Origin of the sequence: Desulfovibrio sp. JY, from assembly GCA_021730285.1 — a bacterium.
GTDB lineage: Bacteria > Desulfobacterota > Desulfovibrionia > Desulfovibrionales > Desulfovibrionaceae > Solidesulfovibrio.
The window spans coordinates 1,380,688-1,401,762 of the sequence record CP082962.1 but is presented as its reverse complement, the minus strand read 5'-3'; the positions used below and the strand labels follow the sequence as shown (position 1 = coordinate 1,401,762).

General features: G+C 65.4%; 19 protein-coding genes. 8 read left to right on the top strand and 11 right to left on the bottom strand.

From position 1 onward, the window contains the following. The first annotated feature begins 226 nt into the window (after positions 1–226). The 3 genes from K9F62_06230 to K9F62_06220 all read left to right on the top strand — a co-directional run bounded on the left by K9F62_06230 (position 227) and on the right by K9F62_06220 (position 4,087). Positions 227–1,000 carry a sulfite exporter TauE/SafE family protein gene (locus K9F62_06230; GenBank protein ID UJX43147.1) on the top strand — a complete coding sequence of 258 codons (774 nt, stop codon included), beginning with the start codon at positions 227–229 and terminating at the stop codon, positions 998–1,000. A 97-nt stretch (positions 1,001–1,097) separates the two neighbouring features. After that, positions 1,098–2,780: a hydantoinase/oxoprolinase family protein gene (locus K9F62_06225; protein UJX43146.1), complete on the top strand. Its 1,683-nt coding sequence runs from the start codon at positions 1,098–1,100 to the stop codon at positions 2,778–2,780. Beyond that, entirely contained in the window at positions 2,774–4,087 is a 1,314-nt protein-coding gene (locus K9F62_06220) for a histone deacetylase (protein ID UJX42271.1), read from the top strand. Before K9F62_06225 ends, K9F62_06220 begins: the two co-directional genes overlap by 7 nt. A 136-nt stretch (positions 4,088–4,223) precedes the next feature. Here the strand turns inward: K9F62_06220 and K9F62_06215 are convergent, their stop codons facing one another. The 5 genes from K9F62_06215 to K9F62_06195 all read right to left on the bottom strand — a co-directional run bounded on the left by K9F62_06215 (position 4,224) and on the right by K9F62_06195 (position 8,588). After that, positions 4,224–4,817, bottom strand: coding sequence for a hypothetical protein (locus tag K9F62_06215; protein UJX42270.1), 594 nt, complete (start codon positions 4,815–4,817; stop codon positions 4,224–4,226). Between the two features lie 58 nt (positions 4,818–4,875). Next, the gene (locus tag K9F62_06210) at positions 4,876–5,178 is read right to left on the bottom strand and encodes a hypothetical protein (GenBank protein ID UJX42269.1); all 303 of its coding nucleotides are present in this window, start codon (positions 5,176–5,178) and stop codon (positions 4,876–4,878) included. 20 nt (positions 5,179–5,198) lie between these two features. Continuing rightward, entirely contained in the window at positions 5,199–6,572 is a 1,374-nt protein-coding gene (locus K9F62_06205) for an HlyD family type I secretion periplasmic adaptor subunit (GenBank protein ID UJX42268.1), read from the bottom strand. 299 nt (positions 6,573–6,871) lie between these two features. After that, positions 6,872–8,137, bottom strand: a complete 1,266-nt coding sequence (gene hemL / locus K9F62_06200) for a glutamate-1-semialdehyde 2,1-aminomutase (GenBank protein UJX42267.1) — start codon at positions 8,135–8,137, stop codon at positions 6,872–6,874. 19 nt (positions 8,138–8,156) lie between these two features. Continuing rightward, positions 8,157–8,588 (bottom strand): VOC family protein, encoded by a 432-nt coding sequence (locus tag K9F62_06195; GenBank protein ID UJX42266.1) that lies wholly within the window; start codon positions 8,586–8,588, stop codon positions 8,157–8,159. A 474-nt stretch (positions 8,589–9,062) separates the two neighbouring features. On the opposite strand from K9F62_06195, the gene K9F62_06190 reads away from it, so the two are divergent. Further along, positions 9,063–9,491 (top strand): 3D domain-containing protein, encoded by a 429-nt coding sequence (locus K9F62_06190; protein ID UJX42265.1) that lies wholly within the window; start codon positions 9,063–9,065, stop codon positions 9,489–9,491. A 192-nt stretch (positions 9,492–9,683) separates the two neighbouring features. Here the strand turns inward: K9F62_06190 and K9F62_06185 are convergent, their stop codons facing one another. Then, the gene (locus K9F62_06185; protein UJX42264.1) at positions 9,684–11,837 is read right to left on the bottom strand and encodes a SpoIIE family protein phosphatase; all 2,154 of its coding nucleotides are present in this window, start codon (positions 11,835–11,837) and stop codon (positions 9,684–9,686) included. Positions 11,838–12,055: 218 nt separating this feature from the next. On the opposite strand from K9F62_06185, the gene K9F62_06180 reads away from it, so the two are divergent. The 4 genes from K9F62_06180 (at position 12,056) to K9F62_06165 (ending at position 15,176) form a co-directional block, all read left to right on the top strand. Then, positions 12,056–12,778 (top strand): amino acid ABC transporter ATP-binding protein, encoded by a 723-nt coding sequence (locus tag K9F62_06180; GenBank protein ID UJX43145.1) that lies wholly within the window; start codon positions 12,056–12,058, stop codon positions 12,776–12,778. 56 nt (positions 12,779–12,834) lie between these two features. Then, positions 12,835–13,653: an ABC transporter substrate-binding protein gene (locus K9F62_06175; protein UJX42263.1), complete on the top strand. Its 819-nt coding sequence runs from the start codon at positions 12,835–12,837 to the stop codon at positions 13,651–13,653. Positions 13,654–13,766: 113 nt separating this feature from the next. Continuing rightward, entirely contained in the window at positions 13,767–14,468 is a 702-nt protein-coding gene (locus tag K9F62_06170; GenBank protein UJX42262.1) for an amino acid ABC transporter permease, read from the top strand. A 12-nt stretch (positions 14,469–14,480) separates the two neighbouring features. After that, positions 14,481–15,176, top strand: a complete 696-nt coding sequence (locus tag K9F62_06165) for an amino acid ABC transporter permease (GenBank protein ID UJX42261.1) — start codon at positions 14,481–14,483, stop codon at positions 15,174–15,176. A 134-nt stretch (positions 15,177–15,310) separates the two neighbouring features. On the opposite strand, the gene K9F62_06160 is transcribed toward K9F62_06165, so the two are convergent. From K9F62_06160 to K9F62_06140, 5 genes are all read right to left on the bottom strand, one after another. Then, on the bottom strand, positions 15,311–17,440 hold the full coding sequence (locus tag K9F62_06160) for a PAS domain-containing protein (protein UJX42260.1): 2,130 nt from the start codon (positions 17,438–17,440) through the stop codon (positions 15,311–15,313). Between the two features lie 56 nt (positions 17,441–17,496). Next, positions 17,497–17,691, bottom strand: coding sequence for a hypothetical protein (locus tag K9F62_06155; GenBank protein ID UJX43144.1), 195 nt, complete (start codon positions 17,689–17,691; stop codon positions 17,497–17,499). Positions 17,692–17,750: 59 nt separating this feature from the next. Continuing rightward, complete coding sequence (locus tag K9F62_06150) at positions 17,751–18,023, bottom strand: TMEM165/GDT1 family protein (GenBank protein ID UJX42259.1); 273 nt, start codon at positions 18,021–18,023, stop codon at positions 17,751–17,753. Between the two features lie 133 nt (positions 18,024–18,156). Beyond that, positions 18,157–20,094, bottom strand: a complete 1,938-nt coding sequence (locus tag K9F62_06145; GenBank protein UJX42258.1) for a molybdopterin biosynthesis protein — start codon at positions 20,092–20,094, stop codon at positions 18,157–18,159. Positions 20,095–20,115: 21 nt separating this feature from the next. Further along, positions 20,116–21,003 (bottom strand): carbon-nitrogen hydrolase, encoded by an 888-nt coding sequence (locus K9F62_06140; GenBank protein UJX42257.1) that lies wholly within the window; start codon positions 21,001–21,003, stop codon positions 20,116–20,118. Positions 21,004–21,075 lie beyond the last annotated feature (72 nt).

The window sequence follows — 21,075 nt, the reverse complement described above, 5'->3', positions numbered from 1 at the left end:
TGCCGTAAAGTCAGGTGGTTGTGTGTGATATTATAAATTGATATGGTAATGAGTATATTTATAACGATAAAACATCCGACAGAGAGGGCGGGAGGCGCGCCAAGGCGCTTCCTGCGGCTTCACAATCCCACAACCGAGCCCATGAAGCCATCCGCTTGTCACCGGTTCGCCCCGAAGCGCAGGCGAGAAGGCGGGAACAACCTTTCGGAGCGGAGTCTGCATGAGCATGACATTTATCATCGTTTGCGCCACGTCCCTGGCCGCGTCGGGGCTGACGCTTTTCTCCGGCTTCGGCCTTGGCACCATCCTGACGCCGGTCATGGCCATCTTTTTCCCCATCGAAGCGGCGGTGGCCATGACGGCGCTGGTGCATTTCGCCAACAACCTTTTCAAGCTCACCCTTTTTGCCGGTAAGGCCGATTGGCGCGTGTGCCTGCGCTTCGGGCTGCCGGCCATGGCCGCGAGCTTTGCCGGCGCGGGTCTGCTTGTCTGGCTGTCCGATCTGCCGCCCTTTTTCACCTATGCGCTTTTCGGGCGGAGCCTGGCGGTCACCCCGGTCAAAAGCATCGTCGGGATACTGATCGGCGTCTTTTCGGCCCTTGAAATCGCGCAGCCGTTGAAAGGCAAAGGCCTACGACCGGGGGTGCTGCCGTTCGGCGGGGCTATTTCGGGATTTTTCGGCGGTCTTTCCGGGCATCAGGGCGCGTTTCGAAGCGCCTTCCTGTTGCGCCTGGGCCTTTCCAAGGAGGCGTTTATCGCCACCGGCGTGGTGGTCGCCTGTCTGGTCGACGCTACCCGGCTGACCGTCTACGTCGGGCATCTCGGCGCGCCCGAAGTGGCCGGCAACCTGCCGCTTCTGGGCGCGGCCACGATCTGCGCCTTTGCGGGCGCCTTTTTCGGGGCGCGTTTGCTCGGCAAGATGACCATCGTGGCGCTCCACCGGTTGGTGGGGCTCATGCTGCTTTTTCTCGCCGCCCTGCTCGTCGCCGGCGTGATCTGAAGCCTGCTTTCGGAAAAGGTTCGCGGCCCGCCTCTTTTCCGGCCTCCCCGCCGTCGCCCATCTCGACGCCGGCCGGCCTTAATGCTACGTGCTGCCCATGCTTTGCGGCATCGACGTCGGCGGCACCCATACGGACGCGGTCCTGATCGGGCCGGAAGGCATCGTGGCCTGCGCCAAACTGCGCACCAACCACGACGACCTGCTTGCCTCCGTGCGTGAGGCCCTTTCCAGCATTGTGGCCGTGGCCGGGCCGAGGGCCATCACCCGGCTCAATTTGTCCACCACCCTTTCCACCAACGCCATCATCGAAGGCACGGCCGATCCGGTGGGCATGCTGGTCTCCGGCGGCCCGGGCATCGACCCCGAGGCCTACCGCCTGGGCGACCACTATTTCGTCCTGCCCGGGGCCATCGACCACCGTGGGCGGGAAACAGCCCCCCTCGACATGGCCGCCGTCGATGCCGCCGTGGCCGCCTGCCGCGCCGCCGGGCTTAGCGTCCACGCCGCCGTGACCAAGTTCTCCACCCGCCATCCCGAACAGGAACTGGCTCTTCGCGACCGACTCGCCGGCGCGTCCGAGTTCGTGTCCCTGGGCCATTCCTTTTCCGGCCGGCTGGGCTTTGGCCGGCGCATCGCCACCGCCTATTGCAACAGCGCCGTGTGGCGTCTCTACAACCGCTTTTGCGATGCCGTGGAACAGTCCGTCGCCGAGCTCGGCCTGTCCCCGGACATCATCAACGTGCTCAAGGCCGACGGCGGCACCATGCCGCTCGGCGTCTCGCGCGGCCTGCCCGTCCAGTCGATCCTATCCGGCCCAGCCGCCTCGGTCATGGGGATCATCGCCGTGTGCGACATCGCCGAGGATTCCGTCATCCTCGATATCGGCGGCACCACCACCGACATTGCGGTGTTCGCCGCCGGCGCGCCCCTGGTCGAAAACGAGGGCATCGCCATCGCCGGCCGGCCGACCCTGGTCCGGGCGCTGCGCACCCGGTCCATCGGCGTGGGGGGCGACTCGGCCATTACCGTCGACCGCGAGGCCGTGCGCGTCGGCCCAAGACGCCTCGGCCCGCCCATGGCCCTGGGCGGCCCCGCCCCGACCCTGGTCGATGCGCTCAATATCCAAAACGTCATCGCCCTGGGCGATCCCCGCGCCTCGTTCCGAGGCCTGGCCGCCGCCGGCGAAGCCGTCGGCATGGAGCCCGACGAGGTGGCCGATGCCGCGATCATAAGCGCCGTCAACCACATCCGCTCCGAAGTGGCGGCCTTTGTGCGCGAAATAAACGACCGTCCGGTCTACACCATCTTCGAGCTGCTCGAAGGCCGGCGCGTGGCCCCAAGCCGCGTCTACGTCATGGGCGGCCCGGCCCTGGCCCTGTCCGGCCTGCTCCAGGACGCGTTTTCCGAGAAGGTGGTGGTGCCCGAGAGCTTTGCCGTGGCCAACGCCATCGGCGCGGCCCTGGCCCGGCCGACGTTTTCCGTGGAGCTTTTCGCCGATACCGCCGCCGGACGCCTGACCATCCCCTCGCTTGGCCTTTCCCGCGCCGTGGCCGACAACTACAGCCCGGCGGCGGCCGAGGGCGAGGCCGCTTCGAAGCTGCGCGAATACCTGGAGAGCCTCGGCGCGGACCTCACCGAAACGCCGGTGGAGACGGTCGAGTTGTCCTCCTTCCCCATGGTCGAAGGGCAAACCCAGGTCGGGCACAACATCCGGGTGGCCTGCCAGGTGCGGCCAGGTGTGCTGGCCGCGTACAAAAAGGCGGTGTCCCAGTCATGCTGAAGGCCAAAAACACGCTCGGCATCGTCTTTTTCCCGGCCTTCGACTGGGCCATCTCCCCCACCCATCCCGAACGCCAGGAACGCCTGCTCTACACCCAGGACCAGCTGCGCGAGGAAGGCGTCTTCGACATCCCCGGCATCACCGAGCTCAAGCCCGACCTGGCCACGGCCGCCGATGTCGCCCGCACCCACTTCTGCTTCCCCGATGTCGCCTCCGTCACCACCACCTCGCACATGATTTCAGCCGGCGGGGCCATGCGCGCCGCCCGCACCGTGCTCGACAAGGAGGCCAAAAAAGCCTTCGCCCTGGTGCGCCCCCCCGGCCACCACGCCATGAAGGTGGTCCACGGCGCGCGCGGCTTTTGCAACATCAACATCGAAGCCGTCATGGTCGAATGGCTGCGCGAAACCTACGGCCCCCTGCGCGTGGCCATCGTGGACACCGACTGCCACCACGGCGACGGCACCCAGGACGTCTACTGGAACGACCCGGATACGCTCTTCATCTCCCTGCACCAGGACGGCCGCACCCTCTACCCCGGCACCGGCTACCCCTACGAAATGGGCGGTCCCGGGGCGCTCGGCAAAACCGTCAACATCCCGCTTCCCCCCGGCACCTCGGACGAAGGCTTCCTCTTTGCCGTGCGCGAAGTGGTCCTGCCCCTTCTGGCCGAGTTCAAGCCCGACCTCGTCATCAACTCCGCCGGCCAGGACAACCACTTCTCCGACCCCATCACCGACATGGCCTTTTCCGCCCAGGGCTACGCCAGGCTGACCGAACTTCTCGGCGCGGACATCGCCGTGCTCGAAGGCGGCTACGCCATCCAGGGCGCGCTGCCCTACGTCAACCTGGGGCTCGTGCTGTCCATGGCCGGCCTCGACTACTCCCACGTGCGCGAACCGAACTTCGACCCCGAAGCCATCCGCCAGCCGGCCAAGGTCACGGCCTACATCGAGGAAGTCTGCCGCGACATCCTCGCCCTGACCCGCAACCCCAAGCCCCCCAAGGGCGAAACCGCCCATGGCTGGTTTTCGCGCCGCAAGACGCTGTATTACGATACGGACGCCATAACGGAATACCAAACCGAATCCGTGCGGCTGTGCGACCACTGCCGGGGCGTGGTCAAATACGAGACGGAATCCACCCGCAACCCGCTGTGCCTGGGCGTCGAAGCGCCCATCGGCGCCTGCGAGAAATGCGTGGAAGAAGCCTACCGCATCTACGAAGCCGGACAGATCAAAGGCGAATACCGCCACCTGCAACTCATCGACCGCGTCGGCAAGCACTACGCCAGCTACACGGGCTAGCGAAGCGGACCGACGCAATCCACCCCAGCACCACCCACCATCCCAACCCGGTAAAGGGAGGTCCGGAGGGCATCAAGCCCTCCGGCGGGTCCAGAGCAGCGCCCTGGCGGGGTGCAGGGGCGGAGCCCTTGCCGGCTTACGGCCGCCAGTCGGACAGCACGCCGGTTTCGTTGCGGGCAAGCCAGTCGCGCATGCTTTCGGGGTCGCGGACGCCGTCCGTGACGACGGCCCGGTAGAGGTCGATGGAGAGGAAGTCGACGTCCGGGGTCGCGGCGCGCCAGGCTTTGAGTTCGAGGATGATCCGGCGCAGTTGCGGGGTCATGGCCTGGCGCAGCGGGCCGACGAGGTGTTCGCCGCGCGGCAGGGGGTAGTCTTCGGGGGCGCTCCACATGTCGATTTTCCAGGTGGTGTCGTCGGCGTCCTGGAAGCGGATCTGCCAATAGAGGGCCTTGTCCGGGCCGTGCATGTGGTTTTGGAACAGTGTTTCGCGCACGCCCGGGTGCCTGGCGGCCGGGGCCAGGACGGCGAAGCCGTCTTCCGGGCGCAGGGTCTCGCAATAGACCTCGAGGTCGATGTCCGGGTCGAGGGCCAGGTCGTGGGCCACCGCGCCGACCAGGACGGGCCGGCCGAAGCGGCTCCAGGAGCCCATGAGGCCGAGCGCGTCGACGATTTCCAGGGCACGGGCGCGCCTGGCGCGGCTGCGTTCCAAAACATCCATTGTCGCGGACATGGGTGCACCTCCTCGTGCGGTTGGGGGGAGGCGGTGGTAGGCGGTCCGGGGCGGATTGTCAAAAATTCGGGCTGGGGCTTTCGGGGTCGTTTCCCGTGGCCGGAGTTTGGGACTTTTCCCCGACGGCAGCCGGGCGCTTCGTGACCAGTCCGGCGGCCTTGAGCTTTTCCATCACGCCGGCGAGCAGGGCAAAGGATTCGACAAAGCCTTCGGTGGTCATGACCAGGCGTTGTTTGTTTTCCTTGGCGGGTTTTCCCTTTCCGTCCGGGTTTTCGGCGGAGAAGGCGAAGAAGTCGATACGCACGGCGCCCTTGCCGAAACCGACGCCGGAAATACCGTCCACGAACAGTTCGTCGCTCATTTTGTATTCGCTCCGTGGGGTTAGGGTTCGCGCAGGCTCTCGTCGAACGAGCGGATCAGCGGATAGAGCAGGTAGGTGATGACGCGGCGTCGGCCGACCTTGATCTCGGCGGTGACGGTCATGCCGGGGAAGAGGTGGAAATCCGGGGGCACGTTGCTGAGCGCGGCCTGGGTGATGGCGGCGCGCACGCGGTAGACGAGGCGTTGGCCTTCCTGGGTCTGCTTTTCGAAGGCGTCGGGGCTGATGGTGCGCACCACGCCCGTGGCCGTGCCGTGGCGCTGGAAGGGGAAGGCCTCGAATTTGAGCCGCACCTGGTCGCCGATGCGCACGCGGCCGATATCCTGGGCGGCCACTTCGGCCTCGGCCACGAGGTCGTCGCCGCGCGGGACGATGGTGAGGAGCGTTTCGCCCTGCCCGGCCACGGCCCCGGCGGCCTTGGCGGCGACGTCCAGGACGAGACCGTCTTCGGGGGCGCGCAGGATGACCTGTTCGCGCAGGTGTTCGGCCTTGCGCTTTTCCTGCCCGGCAGAGGCCAGGGAGCGGCTGGCTTCGGCCAGATCCTTGGCTGCCTCGGCCTGCCAGTTGCTTTCGAAATCGCGCGCCTGGGCCTGGGCCCGGGCCAGGGATTCGCGCAGCTCGGCGGCTTCGCTGGTCAGTTTGGTCAACTGGCCCTCGGCGTCGATACGGCTGCTTTGGGCCTTCATGTATTCGACCTTGGAACTTGCGCCCTGCTTGTAGATGTCGCCGTACATCTTCTCCAGGTCGCGGGCCAGGGCGATCTGTTTCCTGTTCTTGGCGGACTCGGCGGCGTTGGTGGCCAGCTTGGCCGCAAGTTCCCGGACCTGCCGGAGCAGGGCTTCGGCCTTGGCGGCGTGTTCCTGGCGGCGGGCCAACAGCAGGCCGCGTTCCAGGGCCAGCTCGGCTTCGGTCAGGCCGGCCGGCGGCTTGCAGCTGCCGCCGGTCTCGCAGGTCAGTCGCCAGACCTTGGCGGCCAGGCTTTGCCAGTCCTTTTCGCGCTCCACCAGTCCGGCCTGGGCCAGCGTGGGGTCCAGGGCCACCAGCGGGTCGCCCTTGGCCACGGACTGTCCGGCCGAGACGTAGATCTGGCGGATGACGGCGCTTTCCAGGGCGGCCACGGTGACGTTGCGCCTGGAGGAAACGAGTTTTCCCGGCGCGGCCACGATGCGGTCCACCTTGGCCAGGCAGGCGAACAGCAAGGCGCAAAGGACGAAGGCGAGCAGCAGATAGAGGGTCAGGCGGTAGCGCGCCGGAGTGGGCGCGGCCATGATTTCCAGGGCGTCGGGCTGAAAGGCGGCGAAACGGGCGGCCGGCGGCATGGGGGCGCCGGGAATGGCCGGCGGAGCGGCCTGTTTACGCTTCCACGGCAGGATCACATGGTGTCCCTTTTCATTGCGGTTGCCGCTTCTGCAGGGGGGAGCCTTCCGTTGATGTCCGGTGGAAGAAGGAGCGGACGCGGGTGGCGTATATTTGAAGAATACGCCTTCGCATCCGCTCCCCCTTCCCCCGGACCAGCCCACACGCCCCATATGTGGCGGATCGTAGGCTCTGCGGTTTTCCCCCTTCGACTGTGTGGCGAAGAGGAAGGCCATCCCCTTTAAGAGTTTTTGAAAGGGGTCCAGGGGGAAACTTTTTGCAAAAAGTTTCCCCCTGGCCGCCGGAGGCATATCCCCTGCTAAAACTTCACGCTACGGGCAGCATCGAGGGTGCGGGCGAAGTCGTCTTCGGTATGGGAAAACGAGGTGAAGACGCATTCGAAGGCCGAGGGGGCGAGAAATACCCCGGCCGCACGCATCTGCTGGTAGTAGGCGGCGAAGCGTGCGGTGTCGCTTTTTTTGGCGTCTTCGAAGTTGGTGACCGGGCCTTCGCAGAAAAAGAGCGTGAAAAGCGATCCCGCCTGGTTGAGCCACACCGGCGCGCCCTTGTCCCGCAGGATTGCGGCCAGCTCTTCGGCAAAGGCCTTGGTGCGCCCGGCAAGGCCGGCGTAGTCGGCGTTTTTGAGCGTTTTGAGGGTGGCCAGGCCGGCGGCCATGGCCAGCGGATTTCCGGACAGCGTGCCGGCCTGATAGACCTCGCCGCAGGGCGCGATGCGCTCCATGATGTGGCGCTTGCCGCCGTAGGCTCCCACGGGCAGGCCGCCGCCGATGATCTTGCCCAGGCAGGTGAGGTCCGGGTCGATGTCGAAGACGCTTTGCGCGCCGCCGTAGGCCATGCGGAAGCCGCTTATGACCTCGTCGAAAATAAGCAACGCGCCGTTTTGGGCGGTCACCTCGCGCAGTCCTTCCAGGAAGCCGGGGGCCGGGGGCACGAGGCCCATGTTGCCGGCCACGGGCTCGACGATGACGCAGGCGATGTCGTTATTGGTCTTGAAAAGGGCCTTGACGGCGTCCAGGTCGTTGTAGGGCGCAAGCAGGGTATGGCGCACGGTGTCGGCCGGAACGCCGGGGGTGCCGGGGATGCAGAAGGTGGCCAGCCCCGAGCCGGCGGCGGCCAGGAAGGCGTCGGAGTGGCCGTGGTAGCAGCCCTCGAACTTCACGATCTTGGACCGGCCGGTAACGCCCCGGGCGAGGCGCACGGCGCTCATGGTGGCTTCGGTGCCGGAGTTGACCATGCGCACCATTTCGATGCCGGGCACGGCCTCGACCACGGCCTGGGCCAGCCCGACCTCGTCCGGGCAGGGAGCGCCGTAGCTGGCCCCCTTGTCGGCGGCGGCGTGGATGGCGGCGGTCACGTCGGGATGGCAGTGGCCAAGGAGCATGGGGCCCCAGGACATGACGTAGTCGATCATTTCCCGGCCTTCGACGGTGGTCACTTTCGACCCCGCGGCCGAGGCGATGAAGAGCGGATCGCAGCCGACGCTGCGGCAGGCCCGAACGGGGCTGTTGACGCCGCCGGGAATGAGTTTCCGGGCTTTTTCGAACAGGGTAGCGGAATCGGTCATGCCATGGGCTCCAGATGGTTTAGTGGTCTTGCTCGGCGTCGTCGGAAAAGGTGAGGACGTAGCCGTTGACGTCTTGGAGGCTGCACTCGCGCGCGCCGTAAAAGGTGACGTGGGGGGCCTTTATAAATGGGGTTCGTTCGCTGACCCGCTCGTAAAGGGCATCGAGGTCGTCGCAGGTGAGCACGATCACCACCGACCCCCCGATTTTGGCCTCGCCCAGCCGGGGCAGCTCGGCGGTCAGGGAGGCCCGGGACTGGAAGATCAGGCGGGCCTGGCCGCAACGGACCTCGGCCAGGGCGAGTCGGCCGGGCGCGGGCCACTGGTCGACGACCTGCCGGGTGTCCTCGGTGACGCCGCAGACGAAGTCGAAGCCCAGGACCTCCCGGTAAAAGGCCACGGAGCGGGCGACATCCTCGACCATAAGCTTCGGCGCGGCGCGGGTGACAGGCATTGGTGCACTCCTTGACCCGCCGCTTGCCGTTGGCGCAGCCGGGTCACGGCGCATGGTAGCCGCGCGGGACGCCAGGCGCAAGCCTGTCCGGTCAGACGGACTTTCAGTTTGCAATTCAGGGGAATACGGAGTGCGGCCACGGCCGCGCCGCACGGCCGCGCGAAAGAACTTTTTTTGTATGGTTTTCGTAGTCAGCTGAAATATAAAAATAAAAAAATAATGCCCACCGCCGCAACCGGCCTGCTTCGGCTTGACAAGCGCTAGCTGCTCCACTAGGTAGCGACGCTTCATAACGGACCGAGAATCACTCCGTATCACCCTCGCGGCTCGCTTCATCTCCGAGAGTATTGCTCGCATCGTCTAAACCCCTTCGATTCATGGTCGCCGCGCCAGGGATCAACCCGCCAACAGCTTTGACCCTGCCTATTATTGCTATGTGTCATTGCTTGAGTACTGCATGGAGGTACGTGCAATATGAGAGTCGTTTCTATTGTTGCTATTACGTTGTTTATCGCTGTAGCAGCCCATGCCGCCCCGCATAAAAATATGTCCCCCAAAAGCCATGTCCCCGGGAAAAAAATCCGGGCCACCATCACCGTCTACACGCCCTCCCCCCGGGAAAATAACGGCCCCGGCACCAAATCCGGCACGGCCATCGGCACCCGCATCCGGCCGGGCATCGTGGCCGTCTCCCGCGACCTGTTGCGCGCGGGCTGGGACTATGGGGACAAGGTGCGCATCAAGGGACTTGGCATCTTCACCATCGAGGACACCATGCACCAGCGCTACCGGCGCACCATCGACGTGGCCGTACCCAATCTGGCCGCGGCCCAAAAAATAGGGAAACTCCGGAATATCGAAGTGACGCTGCTGGAAAGCGAGGCACGCGACGCGGATAGTTAAGGGAAGAATAAAGAACCGGGGGGAAACTTTTTTGAAAAAAAGTTTCCCCCCGGCCCCCCCTTCAAAAAACTTTCACGGTTACTGTCTGGTATCCTTAGACTGCCTGTAATCGTTAAAAGTTTTTGGGAGGGGAGAGCGCGAGAGGGGGACCCTTTTTTTAAAAAGGGTCCCCCTCTCGCATCATCTCCTCTCCTAAATCTTCTTCACCACGACCAGGGTCACGTCGTCTTCCTGGCGGCAGTCGCCCCGGAAGGCGGCCAGGTCGGCGAGCACGGCGGCCAGGATGTCGGCGGCGCAGCCCGCGGCGGCGCGCCGGATCGAGTTGTGGAAGCGTTCCTTGCCGTACATTTCCCCGGACGGGCCGCGCGATTCCCATATGCCGTCCGTGCCGATGGTCAGCACGAGTCCCGGGCAGGCAAAGGGCCGCACGTTTTCCGCATAGGGGTAGGCCGGATCGATGCCGATGGGCACGCCCTTGCCCGGCCATTCCTCGAAAGCGTCCGTTTCCGGGTCGTAGAGCACGGCCGGATCGTGGCCGGCGCGCACATAGCGGGCTTCGCCGACCTCGGGGCGGATTTCCATGGCGACGAGCGTCATGAAACGTCCCGAATCGCCCACGTCGCGGCACAGCAGCCGGTTGGCACGGCGCACGCGTTCGGCCGGGGTCTCGCTGTCCTCGGTGGCCAGGAGCAGGGCCCGGGCCGTGGCCATGAGCAGCGCCGAAGGCACGCCATGCCCGGTCACGTCGCCGACGGCCGTGTCCAGGCAGATCTCCTGGCCCCGGGTCACGGCCCGATAATCGAAATAATCGCCCCCGGTCTCGTCGCAGGCGATGGCCGTGCCGGCGATGTCCAGGCCCGGCACCGCCGGCGGCGCGGCCGGCAGCAGGTTTTGCTGCACCTCCTGGGCCAGTTCCAGGGAGCGTTGCAGCCGCAGGTGGTCGGCCATCATCGGCCCGGCTTCGTTGAAGGCGTCGATGAGCTCCTGGCGCTCGTCGCCGACCCGCAGGTCGAGGCGGGCCGAGAAATCGCCGGCCGCCAGCCGTTTCCAACCGCCGAGCATGGCGAGCAAGGGCCGCAGAAAGACCCGGGTCATGGCGATGGCGGCCAGGGTAATGGCCGCCAGCAGGACGACCATGGTCGCGCCGGACAGGCGCACGATGGCGGCCGTGGCGTCGAGGATGTCCTGCCCGGCCCGCTGGGCCAGGCTGGACAGCATGGACTTGGGCACGATGCACAGGAAATAGGACCCGTTGGTCAGCCGGGCGAAAGCCCAGAAGGCGTCCTCGCCCTTGTAGGGCAGATCGGCCGTGCCGGATTTCGTCCGTTCCATGGTGGCCAGGAACGCCTCGAATCCGGCCGCGTCGTCGGAGGTCAGCCGATCGAAATTGATCACGCTCTTCCAGTCCGGGGCATGCTGCTCGTAGGAGCGCTGAGCCCAGACGTAGAGCGCCGAGGCCCCGGTGCGCGGGTCCGTGGCCGGAGCCACCACGAAGGTGCGCATGGCCTCGGACCACTGGGAGGCGATTTCCTGTTCCTGGAGCACCCGGGCGAGCGGCACGTCCAGGCTGGCCACCCCGATGAAGCTCCCGTCCGGGCCGGCCATGGCCTTGGAAAGGGTCAGCGTCACCTGGCCGGTGGCGGCGTCCACGGCCGGATCGTTCCAGATCACGGCCCCACCCGTCGGGGCATGGGGCGTGAAGGCCGCCTTGGCCGCCTTGTACCAGGGGCGCTCGCGCGGGTCGTAGTCGGCCGGATAGCCGGCATGGCCGGGAAAGGACACGTGGCTGCCGTCGGCCAGGGTGACCGAGGCGAAAAGGAGCAGGTCGCCGAGTTCGGAGCGCAGCAGGGCGAAGGTGGGGCCAAGCTCGGCCAGCCGCGCGTCCTCGCCGTGTTTTCCCCTGGCCCCGGGCGGGCGGTAGACGACCGGGCTTTCGTTGCTGATGGCCAGGCGTTCCTGGCCGCCGTCGGCCAGCCGTTTGGCGTAGTTTTCGCCCTGCCCCAGGTCCGGGGGCGCGTTTTTGTCCGAGGCCACGTCATGGGCCCGGTAGACCTCGGCGGCGGCCCCGGATTTCCCGGGCGGCCCGGCCAGTGCCCGCTCGGCCTCGGTCACCAGCACCGTCAGGCTGAAATCCATGGCGCTTTTGGAACGCCGCAGCACCAGGGCGTAGTCCTCGGCCGTCTGGCGCAGCTCGTTTTTGACGATGGCGGAGATGAGTGCGCGCCCCTCTCCGGCGATGGCCCGGCCGAGCTCCGCGACATAGCTCCGGGTGATCCCCGTGACCACCACCAGGGGAACGAGGCTGAAGGCCAGCAGGATGAGGAAAAATTTCCAACGAAGCCGCATGGGTTTCTCCGACTGGAACCCTACGGGACTGTCGCGGCCGGCGCAAGTCCGCCCCCGTCCTGGCGGGATCCCGCTTTCCCGACTGTGCGCAATTGACAAAATGGGTAGTCTCAAGCACTCTGGGGCATTAGGGATTGCCGTGATGTCCGGGGTTTTCGGCTGCCGTGAGACGGCCGGTGTTTCTTTTGCGCCCGAGGAGGAGTCTTAGCGCCATGCCCATGATCGAATTCCATAACGTCAACAAATGGTATGGCGACTTCCATGTGCTCAAGGGCATCACGGACAGCGTCGAGGCCGGCGAGGTGCTGGTCATCTGCGGCCCCTCCGGATCGGGCAAATCCACGCTGATCCGTTGCGTCAACCGGCTGGAGGAATACCAGAAGGGCCATATCCTCTTCGAGGGCCACGACATCCACGGCGACGACATCGACGTCAACCGGCTGCGTTGCGACATCGGCATCGTCTTTCAGCAGTTCAATCTCTATCCGCACCTGTCCGTTCTCAAAAACATCACCCTGGCCCCGATCAAGGTCAAAAGCATGCCGCGCAAGGAGGCCGAGGAACTGGCCCTGGCCCTGCTCGAACGGGTGGGCATCCACGCCCAGGCCAAAAAGTATCCGGCCGAACTCTCCGGCGGCCAGCAGCAGCGCGTGGCCATCGCCCGGGCCCTGGCCATGAAGCCCAAGGCCATGCTCTTCGACGAGCCCACCTCGGCCCTGGACCCGGAGATGATCAACGAAGTCCTTAACGTCATGAAGGATCTGGCCCGCGACGGCATGACCATGCTGTGCGTCACCCACGAGATGGGCTTTGCCCGCGAAGTGGCCGACCGGGTGGTGTTCATGGACCATGGCGAAATCATCGAGGGCGCGCCTCCCGGGGAATTCTTTTCCAATCCCCGGCACGAGCGCACCCAGCTTTTCCTCAAAGAGATTTTGTAGCGCGACCGCGCGGACAAACGGCACGCAACCTCAAAAACCCTCACAAGGAGGCTTTCATGCGCAAGATCGCCTGGATTTCGGCCCTGGCCTGCCTGCTGACCCTGCTCGCGGCCGCGGCGGCCACAGCCGGCAAGCTCGACGACATCAAAGCCCGGGGCGCGCTCGTCGCCGGCGTCAAGGATTCCCAGCCCCCCTTCGGCTACGTCGACGAGAAGACCAACCAGATCGTGGGCTTCGAAATCGACCTCATGCAGGCCCTGGCCAAGCGCCTGGGCGTCAAGCTGGAACTCAAGCCCGTGACCTCCTCCACCCGCATCCCCATGCTCGGCCAGGGCGCCGTGGACATCGTGGCCGCCACCATGACCCACAAGAAAGAACGTGAGGACCAGATCGACTTCTCCATCACCTATTTCATGACCGGCCAGAAGCTGCTGGTCAAAAAGGACGGCGGCATCAAGTCCGTGGCCGACCTGAACGGCAAAAAGGTGGCCTCGGTCAAGGGCTCCACGTCCGAGCAGAACGTGAAAAAGGCCCAGCCCGGCTGCACCGTCATTTCCTTCGAAACCTACCCCGAGGCCTTCCTGGCCCTCAAGCAGGGCAAGGTCCAGGCCATGACCACGGACGAATCCATCCTGGTCGGCATCAAGAACAGCGACGACCATCCCGACAACTGGGCGATCGTGGGCGACTACATCTCTCCCGAGCCCTACGGCTTCGGGCTGCCGGAAAACGATTCCGACTTCCGCGACTACGTCAACCTGGCGCTCATGAACATGTGGGAGACCGGCGAATACCAGAAGATCTACGACAAGTGGTTCGGCAAGGGCAAAAAAGACTATCTGCCCCTGACCTGGAAAATGGAGCTGTGGCCGTAGGCGTTACGGCGAACGGATAACAGCTTGTCAGGACCCGGTTGCCTGGGACGCATCCCCCCGGCGGCCGGGTCCGGTCGACAACGGCGTCAGCGGACGTCGGTTTGGAGAGGACGTTGGCGTATCATTTCGATTTCACCCAGGTCGTTACCGGCGAATACGGACAGTGGCTGGTTTCGGGCCTTGTCACCACGCTCAAGATTTCCGGCGTTTCCATCGTGTTGTCCCTGATCCTGGGGACGCTTATCGCCGTCATGCGCCTGTCCAAGGTGCGCCCGCTGGTCTGGGCCAGCGCCACCTACACCGAATTTTTCCGCAACACGCCGCTTCTGGTACAGATTTTCTTTTGGTATTTCGGCTCCTACAGCGTACTGCCGCAGTTCGTGAACGAGTGGCTCTACAGGCAGGACTTCGAATTCGCCTGCGGCGTCATCGCCCTGACCGTCTACACCAGCGCCTTCATTGCCGAGGAGATCCGCTCCGGCATCTTTTCCATCCCTAAAAACCAGCTCGAGGCGTCCCGGGCCTGCGGCCTGTCGTTTACCCAGGCCATGGTCTACATCATTTTGCCCCAGGCCTTCCGGGTCATCATTCCGCCGCTGATTTCCCAGTTTTTAAACCTCATCAAGAATTCGTCGCTGGTCATGACCATCGGCGTCATGGACCTGACCTACATGGCCCGGCAGATCGAGGCCCACACCTTCCACGGGTTCGAGGCCTTCACCGTGTCCACCTGCATGTACCTGTGCATTTCGCTCGTCGTCTCGGCGGGCGTCACCCTCTACAGCCGACGCGTGTTACGCGTGCGTTCGCACTAGGGGGGCAGGGTCATGCATTGGAACGTCATCTACAATAATTTCGATTACCTGCTGATCGGCGCCTACCCCAAGGGGCCGCTCGGCGGTCTGGCCATGACCGTGCTTCTGGCCCTGGGCGGCATTTTCGGCGCCTTCTGGCTGGGGCTTGGCTGCGGGCTCATGCGCATTTCCAGAAAGCCCCTGCTGCGCTGGGCGGCTCTCATCTATATCGAGATCATCCGGGGCATTCCGCTTTTGATGGTCGTCTTCTGGTTTTATTTCCTGGCCCCGGTGCTTTTCGGCCACACCCTGCCCGAGTCCCAGAGCGCGCTTATCGCGCTGATCGTTTTCACCAGCGCCTATATCGCGGAGATCGTGCGGGCCGGGGTGGAGGCGTTGCCCAAGGGCCAGATGGAGGCGGCTCGCGGCACGGGGCTGTCCCATTTCCAGGCCATGACCCACGTCATCCTGCCCCAGGCGCTGTTCAATATGATCCCGTCGTTCGTTAACCAGTTCGTGTCGCTGACCAAGGATACGTCCCTGGCCTTTATCATCGGCGTCAACGAACTCACCAAGGCGGCCACCCAGATCAACAACCGCACGCTGACCGCCCCGACGGAGATTTTCATCACCATCGCCCTGCTCTACTTCGTGATCTGCTTTTGCCTGACGGAATTGTCGCGCTGGCTGGAACGGCACATCAACCGCTACCAGGCCCGCACGCGCTAAGGGACGGAAGGGACGGGGCGAAAGACGCCGCCGGCGGCCGGGGGAAACTTTTTGAAAAAAGTTTCCCCCGGACCCCCTGCAAAAACTTTCAAAGGGATTTCGGGCGAGACCCGAGGTGATGGGGAGCGTCGGCTTCAGGCCGGAAACACGATCCCTAAGCGTGCCCCGCCTTCGCGGCTCCGGCTGATGCTTACTTCCCCTTCCAGTTGGCGGGCCAGTTCCTTGACCAGGGTCATGCCCATGGTCGTCGCCGCCTCGGGATCGAATCCCGCCGGCACCCCCGGCCCCGTATCCTCCACCCAGAAGCGGGCCATGCCCTCCTCCCGCCGGCAGCCCACGCGGATCTCGCCTATTTGCCCGGGAGAAAAGGCGTGCTTGCAGGCATTGGTCAAAAGCTCGCTCAAGAGCAGCCCGCAGGGCACGGCGGCGTTGAGGGACAAGGGGAAAGGCCGCGTGTCGTAGGAAAGGCGCACCCCGGTCGTCTGCTCCCTGAACACGGACAGCACTCCCTGGGCCAGGCTCCGGACGTACTCGGCCATGTCGATGGTGGCGGCGTCCTCGCGATTGTAGAGTTGCTGGTGGACCAGGGCCATGGACCGGATGCGCGTGCTTAAAAGGCGCAGACGCTCCCGCTCGGCCGGGTCGGTCGCCTCGTCGGCCTGCAGGCTGATGAAGCTGAGGATGATCTGCAGGTTGTTTTTGACCCGGTGGTGGACTTCCTTGAGCAGGATGTTCTTGTCCTTAAGGGCCTTTTCCACGGCTTCGCGGATGCGCTCGCTCTCGGTGACGTCGTCGAGGCGGATGACCACGCCCTCGGTGCCGTTGGCCACGAGGGGGTAAAAGAGCATGTTCATGAGGTGGGTGTTGCCGTTTTGCGGCAGGGGCTGCTTTTCCACGATCTGGGCGCGGCGTTCGCGCAGGGCCGTTTCCATAGTGGGCATGTAGCCGGAGAGTTGCGGCAGGGATGCGCCCACCTCACGGCCCAGGGCGGCCTCGGCGTCCAGGCCGAACAGCGCCTGGGCGCTGCCGTTGATGTGGGTGACGCGGCCGGCGGGATCGATGCCGATGATGGGCGAGGGCATGGATTCGAGTATGTTGGAAAGCATGGAGCGCATATGTCCGAGGGCCGCCGCCGTCTCGATCAGTTCGCGCTCGCGGCCTTCGATGGTGTCCGCCATGGCGTTGAAGCTTGCGCCGAGGCGGCGGACCTCGAGGCTGCCGGCTGCCGCCGCCGTGTCCCGGGCGGAAAGGTCCCCGCCGGCCAGCCGTTCGGCCGCGTCGACCAGGCTGACAATGCCCCGGCCAAGGGCCGCCCGCCCGGCCACCTGGGCGATGACCAGGGCGAATACGGTGGCGGCAAGGGCCGAGAGCAGGCCGTGCCACAACTGCTTGTCGGCGTCGGCGAACACGTCGTTGCAGGCTGCGGAAACGAGGATGGTCATGTACGGCGGATCGCCTGGCGCAAGCCGCAGCCGGGAGAAGCTGAACAGGCCGTCTCCGCCGGTATAGCGCGGCGAGATGAAGGTCCCCTCGTCGGCGCTGTCCTTGGCGAGGCGCGCCCAGAGCCGGGGAACGATCTGCCTGCCCAGGGGGAACCACTCCGTCGGCGGGTAAGCCACCATGCGCAGCCCGTCCGGGTCGAGGAACGTGATCCGGGTGTTTTGCGGCAGCTCGATACGCTTTAAGAACTTGTCGTAGCCTTCGAGATAGTAGGACAGGCCGATGACGCCCAGAAGCCGCCCGTCGGTGTCCATGCGCGGCAGGGCGAAGGCCAGGATCGGCTTTTTCGTGGCCCGGCCGTGGATGAACTTGCTGACGCCCAGCCTGCGGGTGCCCATCGCTTCCTGGAAGTACTTCCGGTCGGCGAGATTGACACCGAGAAAGGCGGGCAGGCCTGAGGCGACGACCGTGCCGGATGCGTCGGTGAGAAAGATGTTGGAGAGTTCGGGGTGGTCGCGCAGCAGGTCGGTAAAAAGTCGGTTACAGGCGGGGGGGCGGTGGTCGCAAACCTCTTCGGTATGGTCGAGGGCCACGAGCACGCCCCGGGCCTGGCGCAGCACGCCCCGCTGGAGGGCGGCCAGACTGCGGGTCAGGTTGCGGATGTCGTCCCAGGCCCTATGCTCGGCTTGATGGCGCGCTTCGAGGCTCGCCACCACGATGAAGCCCGTGGCCGGCAGCGCGGCCAGCAGCACAATGCCGGTCAGGATGGTGGTGATGGAGCGGCTTAAAAACCATTGCCACGGATCGTGCCGGACTTTTCCCATCCCATTTCTACAGCTTATTTCAAGGGAAATGTCCAGGTGCCGGGCGGCCCCTGGGCTTATCCGGCCGCGACCCGGGGGGGATGGCGCGTATAGACCGCGCGCAAAAATCCGTCGGCCTGCCTAACGTCGAGACGCCAGCCGGACACGGTGGCCAGCTGGTCCTCGAGAACGGGGCGGGCGTTTGGGGCGACCAGAAATTCCAGCACGTCGGCCCGGGAGAGGCGGAGATACCAACCTATCTCCAGTCCCAGCCCTCAGCACTGCTCGCGCAGGTCGCAGACGACCGTTTCCTGTCCCATGCGATTGTCCCCTACAATTTGTCGAAATAGATCAGCCCGCCCATGATCACGAAGGCCACTGCCGCGACCTTCTTGATGATCTCCGGCGAGACGAAGTTGCAGATGAATTCCGCGAAGATGACGCCAAGCAGGCTCGTGGAGATCAGGGCCAGGGACGAGCCGGCGAAAACGATCCAGGGCTTGCGGGAATCGGCCGCGGTCAGCACGCAGGCGAGCTGCGTCTTGTCCCCGAGTTCGGCCACGAAAATGGTGGCAAAGGTCGTGAAAAGCAGTTTCCAGTCCATCCATCCCTCGTCATTCACTATTCACTGTTGTATTGCGATGTTACCCTTGAAAGTTTTTCGGGAGGGTGGGGGTCCGGGGGAGGGAACCCCTTTTTTCAAAAAGGGGTTCCCTCCCCCGGTTTTTCCCTCTCTATCACTCCTCGGGCAGGCCCATGCCCGGGCGCATGACCCGGCCGGACCAGGCCGTGCCGTAGCCGCCGAGCGCCTGCACCTGTTCCTTGAAGGACTCGCCGGCGATCACGTCGATGACGGCTTCGATCTTGGGATCGTCGCGCAGGGCCTCGGGGATGACCAGATCGTAGCGTTCCCGGGCCAGGGGCACGAAATCGAGCCCGAGCGCCCGGGCCGCCGCATACACGCCCAGGCCGCAGTCGGCCGAGCCGGTCTTCACGTTGACGGCCACGGCCATGTGGGTGTGTTCCTCGCGCTCGTAGCCGGAAATGTGGTCCGGGGTCAGGCCGGCTTCCGCCAGGTGGTGGTCGAAGAGAATACGCGTGCCGGCCCCGCGCTGGCGGTTGATGTAGCGCACGCCGTCGCGGGCCAGATCGGCCACGCCGGTGATGCCCTTGGGGTTGCCCGGGGCGACGATGAGCCCCTGCTCCCGGATGGCCAGGTTGACCACGAGCACGTCCAGGCCGGGCAGGTATTTGGCCAGAAACGGAAAGTTGAAATCCCGGGTGTCCGGGTCGAACAGGTGGGAGCCGGCCATCATGGCCGAGCCGTTTTTGAGCGCGATCAGCCCGCCCATGCTGCCCACGTGGCTGGAGGCCAGCCGCATGGCCGGATCGCGGCGCATGAGCATGTCGGCCAGGATGTCGAGGGTGTTGTCGTGGCTGCCCACGCAGACCAGGGTGCGGGCCAGGTCGCCGGCGTCCACCAGCAGCTCGGCCGTGACCACGGCCCCGGATTCCAGCCCCTCGGCCTCGGGCGGCAGCTGGGTCACGGCCTGGGCCTTGGTCATGGAGGAAATGCTGCCCGCGCCGCGCGAAAGGGGCAGGGCCACGTAGCTCGCCCCCACCTGCCCGACGGACAGGCGCAGGAAATCGGTCATGCCGATGCGCGACGGCACGCTGCGGGCCAGCGTCGCGGCAATGGTCTGCCGGCTCTTGGGCTCGGACCGGGTCAGCCAGCAGGCCAGGGGATAGAGCAGGCGCTCGAAGCAGACCACGGAGCTGACCGGATAGCCCGGCGCGCCGACGACGAGCTTGCCCCGGGCCACGCCCAGAAGCGACGGTTTGCCCGGCATGGCGGCCACGCCGTGGACCAGCACCTCGCCGAATTTGGCGATGGTGGCCTTGGTGAAATCCTTGCTGCCGGCCGAGGAGCCGGCCACCATGACCACGATGTGGGCGTCGGAATCGAGCCCTTCCTCGAGGGCGTCGGCCAAGGCCTGGGGATCGTCGGGCACCGGGGGCACGCGCAGGCAGGTCATGTCCCACTCGTCGGCCAGGGCGGCGAGCAGCATGGAGTTGCTCTCGACCACCTGCCCCGGGCCGGGCACGGGCCGGGCGGAAAAATCCATGACCTCGTCGCCGGTGGGAATCACGCGCATGCGTATCCGCTCGTAGACCGGAATCTCGAAGGCTCCGCAGGACAGCAGCGCGCCGATGTCATAGGGCGAGATGCGCCGATGCCGGGGCAGCACCATTTCCGTGGCCACGATGTCCTCGCCGATGCGCCGGACATGGGTGAAGGGCGAAACCGGGGCCTCGATGGTGGCGGCCTCGCCGTCCATGACCACGTTTTCGATCATGACCACGGCGTCGAAGGCGCTCGGCAGCGGATGGCCGGTATTGACGAAAACGAAATCCTTTTCCGGAGTAAGGCGTACGGGCGAACCTTCCCGGGCCATGAAGGTGTCGGCGGCGCGCACGGCAATGCCGTCCATGGCGGCGCTGTGGAAGGTGGGCGAGGAATAGCGGGCAATGACCGGCTCGGCCGTGATGCGTCCGGCCGCCCGGTCGGAGCCGATGCGCTCGATGCCGACCAGCTTCTTGCGGTCAAGGACGGCCTTGACGCGTGACAGCGCCTCCGGGATGGGAATGGTGCGCAGGTAGATGTTCCGTTTCATGAGATGCTCCTTCTCCTCCGCTCACTCCCCGTAAAGCCGGCACAAATCGCCGTAGGCGTCGATGCGGCGGTCGCGCAAGAAGGGCCAGTGGCGGCGCTGGGTTTCGACGATCCGGGGGTCGATGACGGCGGTGATGATTTCTTCCTTGGCCACGCTCGCCTGGGCCACGATCTGTCCTGACGGGTCGGCCACGAAGGACGAGCCCCAGAATTCCAGGGTCTCGCCGTAACCTTCCCCGCCGCCCTCGATGCCGACGCGGTTTATGGCCGCGACGTAGATGCCGTTGGCGATGGCGTGGCCGCGCTGCACGGTGATCCAGGCGTCGCGCTGCCGTTCGCCGAATTCGGCTTTTTCCGAGGGATGCCAGCCGATGGCCGTGGGGTAGCACAGGACCAGCGCTCCCTTGAGCGCCGTGGCCCGGGCCGCTTCGGGAAACCACTGGTCCCAGCAGATGAGCGTGCCCACCCGGCCGAACGGGGTGTCGAAGGCCTTGAAACCCAGGTCGCCGGGCGCGAAGTAGAATTTCTCCTCGAAACCCGGGTCGTGGGGGATGTGCATCTTGCGATAGACGCCGAGATGTGCGCCGTCCGGGCCGAGCACGGCCAGGGAATTCTGGAAGCAGCCCGGTCCCCGGCGCTCGAAAAGCGGCGCCACGACCACCACGCCGGCGGCCTTGGCGGCGGCGGCCATGGCCGAGGTGGTGGGGCCGGGAATGGGTTCGGCCAGGTCGAAGGCGGCGTGGTCCTGGTTGCGGCAGAAATAGGGGGTGGCGAAAAGTTCCGGCAGGCAGACCACATTGGCTCCGGCCTTGCCTGCGTCGGCCACGAGGGCGGCGGCTTTTTCGAGGGAATCGGCCACGGTTTTTTCCGGGGCCATCTGGATGAGCCCTAAGCGAAACGGGGCGGCCATGGCGTCACCTTCCAGGCGGTTTGATTGCGGTCTGTGCGACAGCTTAACACAATACGGAGGAACGCGGCAAAG

Excerpts from the sequence above, each read along its gene's own strand:
- K9F62_06230 (UJX43147.1), top strand. The coding sequence starts at position 227 with ATGACATTTATCATCGTTTGCGCCACGTCCCTGGCCGCGTCGGGGCTG.
- K9F62_06160 (UJX42260.1), bottom strand. The coding sequence starts at position 17,440 with ATGGGAAAAGTCCGGCACGATCCGTGGCAATGGTTTTTAAGCCGCTCC.
- K9F62_06175 (UJX42263.1), top strand. The coding sequence starts at position 12,835 with ATGCGCAAGATCGCCTGGATTTCGGCCCTGGCCTGCCTGCTGACCCTG.
- hemL (UJX42267.1), bottom strand. The coding sequence starts at position 8,137 with ATGACCGATTCCGCTACCCTGTTCGAAAAAGCCCGGAAACTCATTCCC.
- K9F62_06215 (UJX42270.1), bottom strand. The coding sequence starts at position 4,817 with ATGTCCGCGACAATGGATGTTTTGGAACGCAGCCGCGCCAGGCGCGCC.
- K9F62_06190 (UJX42265.1), top strand. The coding sequence starts at position 9,063 with ATGAGAGTCGTTTCTATTGTTGCTATTACGTTGTTTATCGCTGTAGCA.
- K9F62_06165 (UJX42261.1), top strand. The coding sequence starts at position 14,481 with ATGCATTGGAACGTCATCTACAATAATTTCGATTACCTGCTGATCGGC.
- K9F62_06210 (UJX42269.1), bottom strand. The coding sequence starts at position 5,178 with ATGAGCGACGAACTGTTCGTGGACGGTATTTCCGGCGTCGGTTTCGGC.
- K9F62_06140 (UJX42257.1), bottom strand. The coding sequence starts at position 21,003 with ATGGCCGCCCCGTTTCGCTTAGGGCTCATCCAGATGGCCCCGGAAAAA.
- K9F62_06145 (UJX42258.1), bottom strand. The coding sequence starts at position 20,094 with ATGAAACGGAACATCTACCTGCGCACCATTCCCATCCCGGAGGCGCTG.
- K9F62_06195 (UJX42266.1), bottom strand. The coding sequence starts at position 8,588 with ATGCCTGTCACCCGCGCCGCGCCGAAGCTTATGGTCGAGGATGTCGCC.
- K9F62_06225 (UJX43146.1), top strand. The coding sequence starts at position 1,098 with ATGCTTTGCGGCATCGACGTCGGCGGCACCCATACGGACGCGGTCCTG.
- K9F62_06220 (UJX42271.1), top strand. The coding sequence starts at position 2,774 with ATGCTGAAGGCCAAAAACACGCTCGGCATCGTCTTTTTCCCGGCCTTC.
- K9F62_06150 (UJX42259.1), bottom strand. The coding sequence starts at position 18,023 with ATGGACTGGAAACTGCTTTTCACGACCTTTGCCACCATTTTCGTGGCC.
- K9F62_06185 (UJX42264.1), bottom strand. The coding sequence starts at position 11,837 with ATGCGGCTTCGTTGGAAATTTTTCCTCATCCTGCTGGCCTTCAGCCTC.
- K9F62_06180 (UJX43145.1), top strand. The coding sequence starts at position 12,056 with ATGATCGAATTCCATAACGTCAACAAATGGTATGGCGACTTCCATGTG.